The 15,246-nt window shown below is 40.7% G+C and carries 21 protein-coding genes; 6 read left to right on the top strand and 15 right to left on the bottom strand.

Features of this window, described 5'->3' with window-relative positions; translation table 11 throughout:
• Positions 1–83: 83 nt before the first annotated feature.
• Genes BN348_RS05535 through BN348_RS05525 form a run of 3 tightly spaced genes read left to right on the top strand, consistent with a single transcriptional unit; the run spans position 84 to position 1,707 of the window.
• Positions 84–497: a DUF3795 domain-containing protein gene (locus BN348_RS05535; RefSeq protein WP_040196785.1), complete on the top strand. Its 414-nt coding sequence runs from the start codon at positions 84–86 to the stop codon at positions 495–497.
• A 13-nt stretch (positions 498–510) separates the two neighbouring features.
• Positions 511–1,314, top strand: a complete 804-nt coding sequence (locus BN348_RS05530) for a helix-turn-helix domain-containing protein (RefSeq protein WP_040196783.1) — start codon at positions 511–513, stop codon at positions 1,312–1,314.
• A gap of 45 nt (positions 1,315–1,359) precedes the next feature.
• On the top strand, positions 1,360–1,707 hold the full coding sequence (locus BN348_RS05525) for a hypothetical protein (RefSeq protein WP_040196780.1): 348 nt from the start codon (positions 1,360–1,362) through the stop codon (positions 1,705–1,707).
• 527 nt (positions 1,708–2,234) lie between these two features.
• Here BN348_RS05525 and BN348_RS05515 read toward each other — a convergent pair.
• The 8 genes from BN348_RS05515 to BN348_RS13530 all read right to left on the bottom strand — a co-directional run bounded on the left by BN348_RS05515 (position 2,235) and on the right by BN348_RS13530 (position 9,228).
• The gene (locus BN348_RS05515; protein WP_242844310.1) at positions 2,235–3,881 is read right to left on the bottom strand and encodes a recombinase family protein; all 1,647 of its coding nucleotides are present in this window, start codon (positions 3,879–3,881) and stop codon (positions 2,235–2,237) included.
• 85 nt (positions 3,882–3,966) lie between these two features.
• Positions 3,967–5,130, bottom strand: a complete 1,164-nt coding sequence (locus BN348_RS13075; RefSeq protein ID WP_052446751.1) for an AAA family ATPase — start codon at positions 5,128–5,130, stop codon at positions 3,967–3,969.
• 16 nt (positions 5,131–5,146) lie between these two features.
• Positions 5,147–5,971, bottom strand: a complete 825-nt coding sequence (locus BN348_RS05505; protein ID WP_040196776.1) for a hypothetical protein — start codon at positions 5,969–5,971, stop codon at positions 5,147–5,149.
• 21 nt (positions 5,972–5,992) lie between these two features.
• Positions 5,993–6,445, bottom strand: a complete 453-nt coding sequence (locus BN348_RS05500; RefSeq protein WP_040196774.1) for a hypothetical protein — start codon at positions 6,443–6,445, stop codon at positions 5,993–5,995.
• 5 nt (positions 6,446–6,450) lie between these two features.
• Positions 6,451–7,038, bottom strand: coding sequence for a recombinase family protein (locus BN348_RS05495; RefSeq protein WP_040196773.1), 588 nt, complete (start codon positions 7,036–7,038; stop codon positions 6,451–6,453).
• Between the two features lie 231 nt (positions 7,039–7,269).
• Positions 7,270–7,647 (bottom strand): hypothetical protein, encoded by a 378-nt coding sequence (locus tag BN348_RS05490; protein ID WP_040196771.1) that lies wholly within the window; start codon positions 7,645–7,647, stop codon positions 7,270–7,272.
• Positions 7,648–7,808: 161 nt separating this feature from the next.
• Entirely contained in the window at positions 7,809–8,906 is a 1,098-nt protein-coding gene (locus tag BN348_RS05485; protein WP_040196769.1) for an ABC transporter permease, read from the bottom strand.
• Positions 8,907–9,021: 115 nt separating this feature from the next.
• Positions 9,022–9,228, bottom strand: coding sequence for a helix-turn-helix domain-containing protein (locus BN348_RS13530; protein WP_278247739.1), 207 nt, complete (start codon positions 9,226–9,228; stop codon positions 9,022–9,024).
• Between the two features lie 150 nt (positions 9,229–9,378).
• Here BN348_RS13530 and BN348_RS05480 point away from each other — a divergent pair, with 150 nt between their 5' ends.
• A complete protein-coding gene (locus BN348_RS05480; protein ID WP_052446749.1) occupies positions 9,379–9,708 on the top strand; it encodes a helix-turn-helix domain-containing protein in 330 nt (109 codons plus the stop codon).
• Positions 9,709–9,947: 239 nt separating this feature from the next.
• Positions 9,948–10,160 (top strand): hypothetical protein, encoded by a 213-nt coding sequence (locus BN348_RS05475; RefSeq protein WP_040196767.1) that lies wholly within the window; start codon positions 9,948–9,950, stop codon positions 10,158–10,160.
• 144 nt (positions 10,161–10,304) lie between these two features.
• Here BN348_RS05475 and BN348_RS13070 read toward each other — a convergent pair whose 3' ends face one another.
• The 6 genes from BN348_RS13070 to BN348_RS13850 form a co-directional block, all read right to left on the bottom strand.
• Positions 10,305–11,783, bottom strand: a complete 1,479-nt coding sequence (locus tag BN348_RS13070) for an AAA family ATPase (RefSeq protein ID WP_052446748.1) — start codon at positions 11,781–11,783, stop codon at positions 10,305–10,307.
• A gap of 106 nt (positions 11,784–11,889) precedes the next feature.
• Entirely contained in the window at positions 11,890–12,273 is a 384-nt protein-coding gene (locus tag BN348_RS05465; protein ID WP_040196765.1) for a hypothetical protein, read from the bottom strand.
• Positions 12,260–12,445 (bottom strand): hypothetical protein, encoded by a 186-nt coding sequence (locus BN348_RS05460; RefSeq protein WP_040196764.1) that lies wholly within the window; start codon positions 12,443–12,445, stop codon positions 12,260–12,262. Before BN348_RS05460 ends, BN348_RS05465 begins: the two co-directional genes overlap by 14 nt.
• Complete coding sequence (locus BN348_RS13065) at positions 12,432–12,734, bottom strand: recombinase family protein (protein ID WP_197068285.1); 303 nt, start codon at positions 12,732–12,734, stop codon at positions 12,432–12,434. The genes BN348_RS05460 and BN348_RS13065 overlap by 14 nt, the downstream gene beginning before the upstream one ends.
• A gap of 96 nt (positions 12,735–12,830) precedes the next feature.
• Positions 12,831–13,241: a recombinase family protein gene (locus BN348_RS13060; protein WP_052446746.1), complete on the bottom strand. Its 411-nt coding sequence runs from the start codon at positions 13,239–13,241 to the stop codon at positions 12,831–12,833.
• A 61-nt stretch (positions 13,242–13,302) separates the two neighbouring features.
• Positions 13,303–13,467, bottom strand: coding sequence for a hypothetical protein (locus BN348_RS13850; RefSeq protein WP_156136424.1), 165 nt, complete (start codon positions 13,465–13,467; stop codon positions 13,303–13,305).
• A gap of 124 nt (positions 13,468–13,591) precedes the next feature.
• Here BN348_RS13850 and BN348_RS05450 point away from each other — a divergent pair, with 124 nt between their 5' ends.
• On the top strand, positions 13,592–14,536 hold the full coding sequence (locus BN348_RS05450; RefSeq protein ID WP_040196762.1) for a hypothetical protein: 945 nt from the start codon (positions 13,592–13,594) through the stop codon (positions 14,534–14,536).
• A gap of 253 nt (positions 14,537–14,789) precedes the next feature.
• Here the strand turns inward: BN348_RS05450 and BN348_RS13845 are convergent, their stop codons facing one another.
• The gene (locus BN348_RS13845; protein ID WP_156136423.1) at positions 14,790–14,969 is read right to left on the bottom strand and encodes a hypothetical protein; all 180 of its coding nucleotides are present in this window, start codon (positions 14,967–14,969) and stop codon (positions 14,790–14,792) included.
• Positions 14,970–15,246 lie beyond the last annotated feature (277 nt).

Raw genomic sequence — 15,246 nt, 5'->3', positions numbered from 1 at the left:
TCACGCTGAAAAACACACTATTTCCACGCTCTCGGATTTGTGGTAGAATGAAAGAAACCGTATGCTGACAAGGAGGGCGAGCTATGAAAATGCCAACAGGAAAAATTGGCACGGCTATGTTTGCCCCTTGCGGTATGAACTGTTTGGTCTGCTATAAGCATTGTTATCATAAAAAGCCGTGCGCTGGTTGCTTGAACAGCGATATGGGCAAACCGGAACACTGCCGCAAATGCAAGATAAAGGATTGTATTAAGGGTAAAGGGCTGTCCTATTGTTTTGAGTGTCCCGATTATCCCTGCAAGCTGATAAAAAACCTTGAAAAAAGCTACAACAAAAGGTATCAGGCGAGCCTTATGGAGAATAGCGAGTTTGTTCGTCAGCACGGTTTAGAAAGGTTCATGGAACAGCAGAAAGGAAAATATACTTGTACCCAATGCGGGGGTATCATTTCTATCCATGACAGAGAGTGCAGCGAGTGTCAAGAAAGCATGAAATAAGGGGGTGTGCAGATTGGCGTTGACTATACAGGAACGCCTAAAAGACCTGCGTGTGGAGCGTGGGCTGACGCTGGAACAGCTTGCGGAGCAGACCCAGCTTTCCAAGTCTGCGCTGGGCAGCTATGAAGCGGACGACTTCAAAGACATCAGCCATTATGCCCTTATCAAGCTGGCGAAGTTTTACGGCGTGACAGCCGACTATCTGCTGGGGCTGACCGAAACAAAAAATCACCCAAACGCCGATCTTGCAGACCTGCGTTTGAGTGACAAGATGATTGACCTGCTGAAAAGTGGGCGAATTGATACCGCCCTGCTTTGTGAACTGGCGGCGCACCCGGATTTCGTGAAGCTGCTGGCTGATATACAGATTTATGTGGAGGGTATCGCCGCTACGCAGATACAAAACTTGAACGCATGGGTAGACGTGGCGAGGGCTGAAATCGTGGAGAAGTACCAGCCGGGGGAGCATGACAAAACCGCCGGAGTGTTGCAAGCCGCCCATGTGCGGGAGGGCGACTATTTCAGCAGCCGAGTACATCACGATATAGACGCTATCATGGAGGATATACGGGAAGCCCACAGGGGCAGGAGCGACAGCGCCCCGGAGAATACCATTGTGGACGAACTCAAGCGAGATTTGGAGGAAGTAGCCAGCTTTAAGGGCAGTCGGGCGGAACAACTGCTGATGGTGTTCTGCAAGCAGACGAAGCTACGTTATAGCAAGCTGACAGAGGAAGAAAAACAATGGCTGACCCGGATTGTTCAAAAATCCGAATTGGCGAAAAGTTATGTGCCGCAAAGGGGAAAGAGAAAATAACAAGTACGCCTTAGGCGGAAAAGGCGGAGTAAAGGGGATACTAAAGTGTTTAATGAAATTTGCATATATGAAGCGAAAATTGATAAACAAGATGAAATTGAAACTTTGATGAAAGAGGTTGCCGAGTTTTATCTTTCACAACCCGGAGTAATTGATGTGAAATATATCAAACGCACACACCGGCAAGAGGATTTCAACGCCGTAAAGGACGGGAAACCACCTATCCGCTTAACAAAATGGGTAGGAAAAGTCACCTATATTTTGCACTGGACGCTTGAAGATGAAGAAACTCATGCCCGTGTTTCAAAGTTAGGATTGGAGCAATTTTATAAAAGGTGGAACCGTTGCCTAACCACAATGCCCAAGATTTTATTGGGTGAGAATATTGTGTAGTACGCTTTATTGGCATAAGTCGCAATCGCATAACCGGGGAGATAGCAAAGCCAGCCAAGCCAGTCAACGGTCAAGATGAACGGCGCTTACAGCGCCGCCGTTGACAGCCTCGACTGTCTTTGCTGATGGGCAATCAAGGCGGGAAAGCCCCAAAATGGCTTTCCCGCCCATTTCAATTTTGAGAAGAAGAACAGCCCTACAATAGCTTTAACGGCGGACAAGCACAGTATGGGATTGTCCGTCTTGTCTACCCATTCAGCGGGACGGGCGGCGGCGGTCAAGGCCGGGCGCAAGCCCGTTCATTTCAGCCTTGACGGTTGCCGTCCGTTCTGCTACTTTTGCCGAGTGTATATACAACATCGGGCCAAGTTGACCCTAAGTCCAGACGTAGGACGAGGGACAGGGGCTTCATATACGCCCTGTCTGCTGGCGAAACCAGCCCTGCGCTTGCGGCTTTCGCCCCGCAAGCACAGCCTGTTTTCCTGCCGCTTCAAATGCCCTTGCCCTCCCCGGTGGCAACGGCATTTTCACGGCAACGCCGACAGAGCGTATAACACACTACACTTTGCTACGCAAAGTCGTGTGCCAAAAGGGGCCTTGCCCCCTTTGGATTCCCCCACAACAAACGGCGCTATGCCTCCCCCTGGCCGGGGCGCATAGCGCCGTTTGTTGTCAGCAGCCCGTTTCACGGTCTGCGTGTAGTCTCTTGTAAACTGACCTAACCCAGAGCATAAACAAAATTCGTTTTGTTTATGCTCTTTTTCTATTTCCGACAATAACAGGTCATTGATGGTAACAGGCTTATCACCAGAATTGAAAATGAGTGTGATCTTATCGTCGTATAAGTAGATTGCATTCACAAACACGCTTATTAAAGTTTTACGGTATTTTATATCGTTGATGTTTCCCTTTTTCAAGTCGTTCAAGAAGAATTTCACTTTGGGGATTGTCAACATGGGATAGGATTTTTCTTCAAGCGCGATTTCCTTTTCCAGCATTGCGTGTTCTTTTTCCAATTCAGGAGCTTCTAAATATAAAGATTTTCGGACACTGTCTATATCACACTCCATGATGGCATTCATCAGATTTTTGTGTTTTCGTTCATTTTCAGAAAGGGCATTTCTTAGTCTTCTTAAATTGGTGGTGTCCTTTTCAGCTTCACATACGGCAACCACTTCTCTAGCTATTTTGGAAATGTTCTTGTCGGTTAGGAGTTTACGGCATTCATTAACCACAAGGTCTTCAATGCAATCTTTACCGACCATTTTCTTTTGACACAGCTTTTTCTTCGCTCCATTGCAGATGTAATAACGGTACACCTTTTGACTTTTTGCAGTACCAGAAAAACCCGTCATCATTTCCTTACAATGGCCGCAGAACAGCTTTGTTGTAAGCAGGTATTCAACCTTTGCTTTTGCTCTGGCAGGGGCTTTTCTGTTATTATCCAAAATTTCCGCCACCTTTTCAAATAGTTCATCCGATATGATTCTCGGTATTTTATCGGGTAATTCCTTGCCTTTGTATGTATATATCCCAATATACCGTTTGTTTTGCAGCATTTTCCGCAACGAATTTTTATTAAACGGCGCGCCCCTTGAAGTTCTGTGCCCCTCTGCGTTCATTTGCGTTGTTATTTCTGTCACGCTCATGCCGTCAGCATACATCTGAAAAATACGACGAACAAGCGGGGCTGTTTCTTCATCAACAACGTAAATTTTTTTACTGTTCTCATCTTCGGGATTTATCCGTACGGTCTTATAACCAAGCGCAATATTGCCGCCGGTGCTGAACCCCTTTTCGCCGTTTAAATCCAAGCCTCTTGTGATCTTCTGCCCCAATTCAACACTATAATATTCTGCCATGCCCTCAAGTACACTTTCCATAAGAATACCGCTTGCGTCGTCACTGATATTTTCACGGGCGGAAAGGACACGGACACCGTTCTTTTTTAGGATGTTCTTATAGTGTGCGCTGTCGTATCTGTTTCGTGCAAACCGATCAAGCTGATAAACCAGTATATATTGAAATTGCTTTTTGTAGCTATTGTCAATCATCTGCTGAAAACGCAAACGGTTGTCGCTTGTCCCTGTCAGTGCCCGATCAATATATTCTTCAATGACATTGTAGCCGTTGGCTGCGGCATATCTATAGCATTCTTTTAGTTGTCCCTCAATTGCTTTCTTCCGTCTGGCTTTTGTCGCTGTATCTTGCGTAAATTACGGCTAACATATTTTCACCATCCTTTCAGAACTCGCTTTTTTAAAATAGTTGAGGATATATTCTCTCTGTCAATCTGCGCATAATTTCAGCATTAACATCCCGTATATTTGCAATTCGGTTAAAGTCAAAATTCTTAATGTATTCGATATCTGTATCGGTGACTATTATTTTAGTTTTATCTTTTACCCGGTCAACCATCTGTGTTATCTTAAAATCGACATATTTGATTTTATCATCTAAAGTTAACGGATATAATGCACATTTTAGATTGAAACGAGACCTTAATTCAGGTGATAAATATTCACCAACCTTTTCTTTGGGCATATTCGATGTAAATACAATAATGTACTTTTCTAAGTTATAATCACGACCCATGGAATCTGTAAAAGAGCCATCTTCAAGTAATTGCAAAAAGAAGTTATACACGGGTTTACTTGCTTTTTCAAATTCATCTATTAAAATAACTTTACTCCTGCTTAAAGATAGCTTGTCCGATAATTCTCCTTTACTACTTCCGATATACCCTCTTGGGCTACCGATAAGGCTACTTAAAGCATGCTCGGCACTATAGTTACCAAAGTTTATCTTTATTGGTGGCTCGTTTGGTGCCAATTTTTTATGCAGTAACCTTGCTATTTCAGTTTTACCGATTCCTGAAGCTCCACATATCAATACTGAAAATATAGGCTGATATCCCAGTACATTGAACAAACGGAATTTAGACAGTTCTTCTTTTAACCGGGTCTTAAATAAATTATTCCCAAATAAATTTTCATTTAGGTAATCCATCACACTGTTAAATTCATTTTGAGAAATATCAACAATGTTTTTTATGGGATCATTATCAATTTCGAGTTTATCTTCCAATCGGTAAATTTCACCAATTTTAAAATAAAGCATATCCTTAACAAGTTGAGAATACTGTTTTTCAGTTATAAGAAATATATCTATTGATTGAGGATAAGACAGAATACTATTTATAATAATTTCCAGTATGCTAATCAGAGAATCCGCCTTATCCTCACTATAAAATAAAGTGGAAATATCTATATATACCTGCTTTGTTCCGGGTGGAAAGCTGAATGACTTTTGTTCCTTTGCAAAAAATGACCAACTAACCATTTCACCGTGCATTTCCGATATTACATCATCTAAGTCATTTCGATTTCGCTTATCATATTCATAAATATCAATTTTGTCCATGAAACAATCTCCTAAATTACAATATTATATCTTGAACAATGGCAATAATATCAATATAGTGGATATCTTCATTATTTGATTTTTGTTCCATTTCTTGTCCATCTTCAATATCAGTTATATCTGCATTCTCTGGTGAGCTATCACCCTTTTCTTGTAAAGATTTCATTCTGTTTATTTTCTTTTCAAGATCGTTTTTACTAAATTTTCCTTTATAAACACCGACTATAGAAACTTCTCCGATTTCAATATCGGATACATTATAAAAGCTTTCCATTTCATTCTCTGCTTGCATTGGAATCTTTAACATAACTTTGTACTCGTTCTTTTTGGATTGTACTGTTCCTTCAATTATATAAGATGAATCTTTTAAAAACACACTTATTATTGAAGTTATATCCATAGTACCAATACCATCAATTGGGATTTGATTCAAGGCACCACTTAACAAGGCCTTTGTTCCGGCTACATCATCAGGATTCGTTATTTCTAAATTTAGTCCTTCAATTTTCACAAGTTCTCCTGATTTTAGCTTTGATAAGTCATTCTCACATTTTGCCTTTTCATATATGGGATTTAATACTGTTGATTTTGTAGATACTACATTAAAAGTATCTATAACTTTTTTAGATTTGACACCGTTTATTTCTCCATCCATCTCAAATTTGGGAATCAGCTTGCCTAAATAGGGGACTTTAGATAATCCAGAAGTGTCAATATCTGCGTTAGCTGTTCCCTCAACATGACTATCTTTTTCTCGTGAAGCTTGGGTCTGTACTCGATTATCGATCAGCATAGATATTTCAAAAGCCTTTGCATAGTTTATATAGTAGACATTAAACATATTATTACTTCCTTTCATTATTCACATCTCAATTGATTCCAGCGCGTCAAATACTTTGTGATAAACCATCTGATTCGGATAATATCTATAATCAGAAAAAACAGAAATGCCAGTTTTATAGAAGTGTTCCAGAATCGCCGCCGCGCAGGCCGCGCTCCGGCTCTGCCCATACTCGCATTGACAAATAATATCCAGCCCGTCCACCTTTGCCGCATAGATAAATTTTGCCAAGTCATCTGCTTCTGGAAAATAAGTATCATAGGTCAGACCATAATCACCGAGAATTTCTCGATCTATGTCATGTATGGCTATTTGGAACACACGATCAGTTATACTAGAATAGTCCACAGGTTTATATTCTTGATCGGTGCGTTTTGTCCTTGGGTCACAGAAACTGATAACAGCTACATTGTCTGGGAATCCATCCCGCAAAAGTTTTTCAACTGCTTTTCTGGAATAGATTTTAACATCCAATTGTTTCACCCCTCTATAATTCGCAAATATTTATACACCGTAGGATAAGATAGGGAACACAAGCGTGATAACTCTTTCTTGTTGACTTCTCCCTTTTTGTATTTTGGATAGTGCTTATAAAAGATACCGGGAATGTCGTCTGCTGTAACGGGGGGCCTGCCGATGGTCTTACCTTTGGACTTCGCATTCTCCATACCGCTTTTTACACGCTGACTTATCATGTTTCGTTCCAGCTCGCTGAACACACCCATCATTTTGAGCATTCCCTCTGTCATAGGGTCAAGCTCCTTACTGCAATCCACAACAAAGTTTCCTAAAATCAACTTGATATGCCGTTCCTTTGCAAGTTCAATGATATCACAAAGTTGTTTCGTACTGCGGGTAATTCGGCTGACCTCTGTTGCAATAACGGTATCACCGGATTTTACGATATTGAGCAGCTTGTTAAGCTCCGTGCGGTTTTCTTTTGTACCGCTCTCATACTCCAAATAAATCGTTGTGTCGGTTGCACCCTGCTGTTTTAGTTCCCTAACCTGACGATTAATGTCCTGCATTTTCTCGTTTGTAGAACATCTTGCATAACCGTAAATCAATTTTTGTACACCTCTTATGTTTAATATGTACATATTATAAGATATAAACGAAAAGAAGTCAACTGTTTCGTTTATATCTTTGACCGTGTTTCCATAGGAATACAGCTGTTTTTACGGCTGAAAAAACTATAAGTGTAAAGAGATGTTATATTTTATATGGGATAAAAGAAAAATCGCCCTCGAAAAGATGAAATTTCCTGCATCTTTCCAAAAGCGACCTTATAAGTCCTGTTAAGATTTTATGGAAGCTCTGATATTGTCTATAAGATTGCTCCAATCCTGTTCAAATGCCTTTTCCCGTTGTTCCTGAACAATGTCAATACCGTCCTTAGGCTTGCCACATTTCTCTCCATACATTGTAAAAAATCCTGAACTTGGCATTGGATTGTCAGTACCCTGCGTTTCTTTCATAACCACTAGCACTGAAATAAAAAACCCATATTTGTCATAGGTGAACTCGGATAATTTACCTAACTCTCTGCCAATTGCATGAGGAGAGGGATAATGCACCCTTTTGCACAATTCTTCATAACAGATTGTCTGTCTCTGGCCTGCGCAATCTATTAAGACATTCGCGATTTCAATATGTAGGGAATTCATTTTTTTCATATCATGTACCCCTTTTAATTCATCATCACGTAGCTTTATTTATTATACCTCTATTTTTTGAATTTGAAAAGATACATACAGTTTAAAAGTAAAGGCAGAACGCAAAAATCACTTTTGCATTCTGCCCTGAAATAAACATGGACATTTTCTTATGGTTTGGCTTATTTTTTATTAAAATGCTGATCTAACATTTCATTTTGCGCTTTTGTCATTTTGTTGAGATTATGCCTTTGGATAATTCCAACAACATTAGCCCTGTTTTGATCGCGGCGCATTTTTGCCAATTCTTCATTACCATCTTCAACGGCTTCGTAAACAGCATGAAAGCCTGATATCATAGAAGAATGCATGTCATTTACAGCTTCTCGGACTATCCGGCCAGACTGCTCTGTAACCAGTCGTTGTCTGTCACGGTCTAATAGTTCTGTCGCATACCGAACATCATAATCGGAAGAACGCATATCATCATAGAGCCAGCGCAAAATCCACAGTTCACGGTAGGTGAGAGAAACTAGCTTCGTAGTCTCATAAAGATTTGTCAAGGTTTCCGCATTTATTTTTAAATCATCCTCAAGCATTGCAATCTTTTTTGCCTGTGTTTCTTTCCAATGGGCAAGTTCCTTATTGTAGGTTGGAACTGTAACGGTGTTATAGTGTTCCATGTCAGATTTATGCTTTGCGTCAAGCTGCGCCTGCTGCTGTGCAACCTCATCCTGTGCCTTTTGCTGTTGCTCAGCGGCCAAACGTTTTGCTTCCTCAACCGCCTTTAAGTATTCGGCTGAGTGCGCCAATTGTAGATTCATGTCCTTTTTCTTTTTAGAAAACTTAACCATAGACACAATAAAAAGGATTCCGGTCAGAGGAAACACAAGTCCGAAAATGCTGGAAATGAGTTGAAATAATAGAAAACCGCCAGAGTTGGTAACTTTACCTATTGAAATTCCAATAACAATCAAGAGAATAAGCACAACGGCGCCGACGATAACAACAAACTTTAATTTTTCTCTAATCCAGCTTTTGAAATGTCTCAGGCTGTCCGATAAATAATTTGAGTAACTGTATTGTGTCTTCGGTGGCGGGGGCACCTGCGGCTGAATTTGTGGCACATTCAATACTTTACGGGTTGGAGCCGCAGGCAATGTTTTGAACCTTTCAGATTTTAACCTGTTTAATTCTTCCTGCTCAATCTGAATCGCAGTTGTCAGTGTCATAGCGTCCCGAATGATTTCAATTTCTTCTGGTTGTGTATATTTACCCATATTGTAAATCCTCCTCAATTATGTAATACAAACAGATATGCACTCCCGCATGTTCAGTTCCATCCCTGATGAAAAAACCCTTTCGCATTTTTAATCATCCTCCTGTTTTATATCTTTAATCATTATGGTGTACATCAATAAACAGTTCGGGACTGACATTAAGAGCCAAACAGATTGCCCGCAGGTCTTCGGCATACAAAGTCCTCTTGCCATTGAGTATCGCATTAAACGTTGAATTTGGGATACCGGCTTTTTGCGCCACTGTTTTTTGTTTCAAACCGTTCTCCTCCAGATAGGTACGGACTTTTTTATATACCAACACAGTCAACCACCACCCTGTTACAAATATTCTGGATTAATTTAAGTATAATAAAGAATATCTGTAAAGTCAAGACGCAATTACAGATTTCCTGTATTATATTATTGATTTTTGGGATTTTTCAGGTATAATAACAGAGTGAGGTGATACGAATTGAAAGATAAGAACGATAAATATGAGATAGGCGAGAGAATCCGTAAATTCCGCTTAGACAGAAAGTTAGACCAAAAGGAATTGGCTAAAATCATTGGTGTCACCAACAGCCGGATTTCCAACTGGGAGCAGGGACAGAATCGTCCTGACGCGGATATCCTTGCTAAACTATGTAGGGCGCTCGAAGTATCACCCAGTGAATTGCTCGACGTTCGCCTGTCTACCGATGAACTCAACGACCAGGAAAGAAAAGTCATCAAAGCATACCGAGCCAAGACTGAACTCCAACAAGCTGTGAATATCTTATTGGGGATAGAGGAAGAACAATAAATCCACCGGGTAGCTTAAGTCAAAAACACCTCAAAATGGACCTTGTATATATATGTGAAAAAGGACAAAGGACTGTTTCTTTTGGTTCCACAAGAGGTTTTGAAACTGTCAAGCACCCCCGTAGAACCATGACATCTAACCGAGATGGGTAGAACAGTAGCCATATAGAAAAAGACCCCCTGCATAATTTAAACCGGGCTGATACACCGTTGTACACCATTAGAAAGGTATGATTCGTCATGAAAAGATTACTAAAGCCAGTCAATACAAATACAGAATATCGATCACCAAACAAATGTATGTTCACACCAGCAGATGTTCAGGATTTCCTTTTACAGATAGATGAACTCAGTGGTTACGATATTTCATTTGAAAACGCTCCTGATGGCTCTGTGGATTTCCTTATTGGTAACTCCCTTTATCATATTGCGGATATTGCACCAATCGTTTAAATTTGCTTTACACACGTAAACAGACAGCCGCTGATAACTGCATATCGGCGGCTGTCTTTATAATAACACTCTTGCATATCGAACATTGATTTCATTGAAAGATTGTAACAAATGAATCAATAAAAACAATGTTTGAAAGTATGCTTAGAACTCAACGGATTCGCAATCATTTCCATGCGAATCATTTACAGGGATATAATCATCATAATAAAAATGATGACGGTGCCCGGCATTCCCATTGGGACTGATTTTATAAACAATTCTGTCTTGCTCATATAACAAGTCCTTTATCCTGCTAAGCTCTTTGCCGAGACTTTGGGAGGATTGCGCAATAGGTATCTGAAATAACCTTTCCCCAGCTTCAATCAGGTTTTTTGCAAATCCGTTCCATTGCTTTTTAGGGGATTCCGCAAGCAAGGCCCGTATGGTCTTGACAATAGGGCTGGTCTGATATTCAAATTTTGCCTCTTGTTTTGCTACTTCGTCAGCGTCTCCGACAAACTCCCATTGACAAGTATTTTCGTTAAAGCTGATCAAAATTTCGTCCTGTTCAACATCACGGCCTGTAATATGTAATGTTGCTTGCTGCGCATGGCGGGAAGCTTTCTTGATCACAAACATGGTGTCCATGACCCCCGAAATTCCATTTGTCCCTGTGATCTCGTTAAAGGGGTCTTCCTTGTCTTTGGTCTTACTGGTATGGTGTACGAACAGAACACTAATCCCTTTTTTGTCCATAGCCTCTTTTATCATACCCGCTTCACGGTAATCATGGTCGTACCATCTTTCACCGCGCAGACCCTGCCCCCGAATTTTTTGAAAGGTGTCGATAATGACAAGCTTTGTTTCCGGGTGCTGTTTGAGGTGTTCATCAATGAGTTCCATCAAACCATCTTCCAGATTTATGATTTCGGTGGAAAAGTAAAACCACGGCGGGGCAGGGCTATTATCCAACAATCGGTTCAAGCGCCCTTGCAGACGTTTCAGAGTGTCCTCAAAGGATAAATATAACACTCCAGCCTGCTGTGTCTGCCACTGTAAAAACATTTCACCTGCCGCGATTTTTAGACCCAGCAACAGCACAAACCAGCTCTTTCCGCTTTTGGGCGCGGCAGCAAGCATGCTTGTCCCCTCTGGCAGAATTCTGTCTACAAGGTATTTGGTGGGTGGCAAATCAGCTTTTTGCAGATCAGGTGCGGAGATGATATTCAAACCCCTGCTTGTTTTGCCCTCTTTTGACACCTGATCATTTACATGCGCTTTCCGCCACTGTTCATTGTCTTGCAGGGCTGTCCGATCAGCTTGTGTAGCCGCCGCTAAATTGGGCAGATAGTCAGACCGGTCAAGTTTTTTCTTGTGTTCGTCGTCCTTTTGACTTGCATATGGACTGGAACGAAATGCTTTAATCGCTTCGTTAGTGTCATTATTGCACCAGTACATTAATTTTGCCATGAGCCCCGCGTCGTCTTCACTTTCGTTTCCATGAGGACGAGCACCGTTCCAATAGGCTTTCAGCTTTTTATCTTTATCAATGCCAATCTGCAAAAAATCGTCAGATTGAGAGGCCGAAGCAGCAGGCTCTACTGCCGCTTTTGTCTCCGGTATATTTCTCTGCATATACATGTCCAACACCTCTTGCAGTTTTGCTGTACCGTCAACAATAGAATTGTTGTTGATCGCATTGCCGGTAATGGTTACAAATTTGCTCGTTGCACCTGCAATATAGATTTCAAGCCCTTTTTTCTGAATTATATTGAAAATTATCCGCCGTGAAAATAATACGGATTCCGTTGCCGCTTGGGCTGATTTCCGTATAGCTTCCCATTTTGTCTATAATATCGCTTGCCATATCGGAAATCGTACCCTCTACAACGCAATGATCGATATCAATAGCACCAATACCATGAAAGATACCGATTCCCAAACCGTCATACTTCCCCGTTTCAAATGCTTTACAGACAGTTTGGAAGTCTGAAAAGGTACTGGGGTCATTTGACTTTGCTTTGTAGCCCGTGTGTGGATTATAAGGGATTTTTCCACGGTCATTATCGCGTTTCCAGACGCACCACAAAGCCAGTTGAATCAATAAATCTGGTATATTATGAAAGTTCATTTTCATCCTCCTCCGACATTAAAAAGCCGTTTCCAGATGGCAGAAAAACCATTCCGGTTATGGACTTATCGAACCCTTGGTTTATTGTTTCCAGCATTTGCTCTTCGTTTACCGGCTTAGCTGTGCCGCTGAGCATAGATAGGATGATTTTTTCAATACTATTCTTTTTCATTTGACTCGTCCTCTTTTCTGTTTTTGTGATTTTTCAAACGGTCTTGCACTTTATTGAAAAGCTCTTCTGAAACAATGGCGGGCATACCGTTAGGAATAACAACATCACCGAAACGGTATTCGCCCATAAATCGGCGGTTCTTTATTAAGCTGTAAATATACTCCGTGGTAAATTGTTTGCATTTGGTTTTTCCAAACACATACCGACTATTAATATCCTTGCATATTGCACCCACAGGCTGTCCGTCCGCATACCGAGTAAAGATTTCAAGGACAACGGTCGCCGCCAATGGATCAATTTCATAATGCTGTTCTGTATTGGTGCAATACCCAAATAGGGGGATTCCGCCATTCGTTTTGCAGTTTAAGGCGTTTTCTTTTTGTCCCTATCTTATTTTATAGCTCAACTCATCACTATACATTTTTGTTATAGTTTTGAGCATTTCCTCTAATAAAATTTCACAGGAATCGTTTTGTGAATGTTCAAAAACGGAAAGAATTTTTACACCGCCCACTTTTAATTGTACCTTGTACATCCCATAGTCATAAGAGCCGCGAGATACCCGGTCTATCCGATAAACCAAAACCGCTTGAAATTGCTTCTTAGCACTATCGGCAATCATACGTTGGAATTCCGGGCAGCCATTAGATAATCCAGATGGATTTCTGTCAATGTATTCACCAACAACAGTATAGTTGTTCTCCTTGGCAAATTCATGACATGATCTTAATTGCATTTCTATGCTTTCCTCTGCCGGATTTTTATTAGTAAAACGTGCGTAAATTACTACTTTCATTTTCAAAACTTCCTTTCAAATTGAAATTAATTTCCCTGTGGATTTTCGTTGTCCAAAGAAACTAATCTACAACATCATCTTCACCCCGTTCCTGCTGTTCCTCAGCTTTTAAAAACGCCTCGTACTCCGCGCAATGCTCCGCAACATATGCTTCGATGTCGGCAATGATCGCAAAGGCCAATTGCTGGGTCTGCCTGCGATTGATATGAAAATTTGAATAATCCATATTGCCGACACCCCAAAATAGAGTTTATAAACCCAACAACTTGACTTCGAGATTATTGTAACGTACAATAGGTTTATTAGAATCAGTTAAAAATAAACTTTTACATAAACTTTTGGGGGACTCCATGAAAAACAGAAAAATTAATGGTACAAAAGCTGATGCCGAGATGATCGTTACAAATGAAAATGGCAACCTTAAACGGCTGCCAAGTGATTTTTACTATGATAAAATAGAATTAAGAAATTATGAAATTTGTGGTCAGTCATCTACGCAAATGATATGTGCGGTGTATGATTGCGGTTTAGATTTACATAAATTGATCACTCCCATTCAATGCAGAACACCTGATTTATTATTACAAATGTTAACACTAAAAGGAGAATTGTCTAACCAACCTTTTGAATTATTAGCCAAGAAATATAATGACAAGATTATAAGTGACAATGACTTAAATATAATAATTAAGTGGTGCCGAAAAAATGGGTATCCTTTTAAACCAATTGTTACAGCAAAGACTAACACTCCATTCAAATTAATGATTCAGCCAGACTATAAGCAAACCATTGGTTTTTTTATATGGGATTTTATTTATTCTTTAAATGAGACATACTGTGCTTTTTTACTATTCCAAAATTTGGTCGGTCAGGATAAGTTACCAAAAGAAACGGTGTATATATCACTTCCACCGAAAACAGGACCTGAAACAGAATGGAGAGATAGAGAATTTATAAAACTACAAGATGTAAAAAAAGATGAATTCAAAAGTCTCTTTGAAAACAAATATCAAGAAATATTATTCACCAATCGAATATCTGTTAAAGACGAAATACACTTAGAGGTAAAAGCAGAAAGTCTATTTGATGCCGCATTTTACCAATTAGCAATTTTATTAAATAACTACAGTAAAGAAATTAGGATTTGTCCTTTATGTAATAAGTATTTTGAAGTGGCACACGCGAATCAGAAATACTGCTTAAATAAAAATGAATATGGTATTCGTACCTGCTATCCTCAAAAAAAGCATAAGAGGAAGAAATTGATGGAACAAAAAAACAACAGTCAAGCATAAGCTCAACTGTTGTAAAATTTGGTTACAACCACCGTGTCACGGCGAATCCACCCACGAAGTAAAACATTTTTGTTTTTGGCCTGTGTTGCTCCACCACTTATATCCAAAACAGGCCTGTTATTATCCTCAGGGATGACAACAGGCCGTTTTATTCTGCCTTCAAACGGGTCCAGCACCTCGATGTCCAGATGATCCTCATATACATAAATGCGGTCCCATACACCGCGATATGAAGAACAAATTCCCTCAGGACTTACAGTATCAGTTCCGGCACCTCTATGCGATGGTCAACGACGGCAGGGAAATTCCGCGTGTTGTCAAGCTCGTACCGCTGACCGGCGGGATCTTCCTCAAGTTCCGCGCTCTGGTCCTTCAGCGTTTCCTGCTCCGCCAGATACGGTCCGTTTAACTGTCTGAACTGCCCGTCAGTCAAGATTCCTGCCGCCAGCTTTTCAAAACAGCTGTAATCAGGTTGTCAGTCTCCGCAAACCATTTCTTTGCCAGTTCCAGCTTTTTGCGCTTTACGGCAAGCTCTTTCTCACCTGTCCGGACTGTTCGTCTGTCAAATGGTCAATAAGCGCTTCCCAGCCGCTCCGCACGGCCGCGCATACGGTTTGAACGGCTTTTAAAACGGCGCCCCGCAGACACAACGCCTTACCGTGCGGGGCGCGCGTTGTTCCCTGTACTTGTGGTATTCCCCGCAAACACGG

It is taken from the genome of Candidatus Soleaferrea massiliensis AP7 (genome assembly GCF_000820765.1).
GTDB classification, from domain to species: domain Bacteria; phylum Bacillota; class Clostridia; order Oscillospirales; family Ruminococcaceae; genus Soleaferrea; species Soleaferrea massiliensis.
Note: the sequence above shows the minus strand (reverse complement) of the source record. Positions and strands in the feature narration are given on the sequence as shown.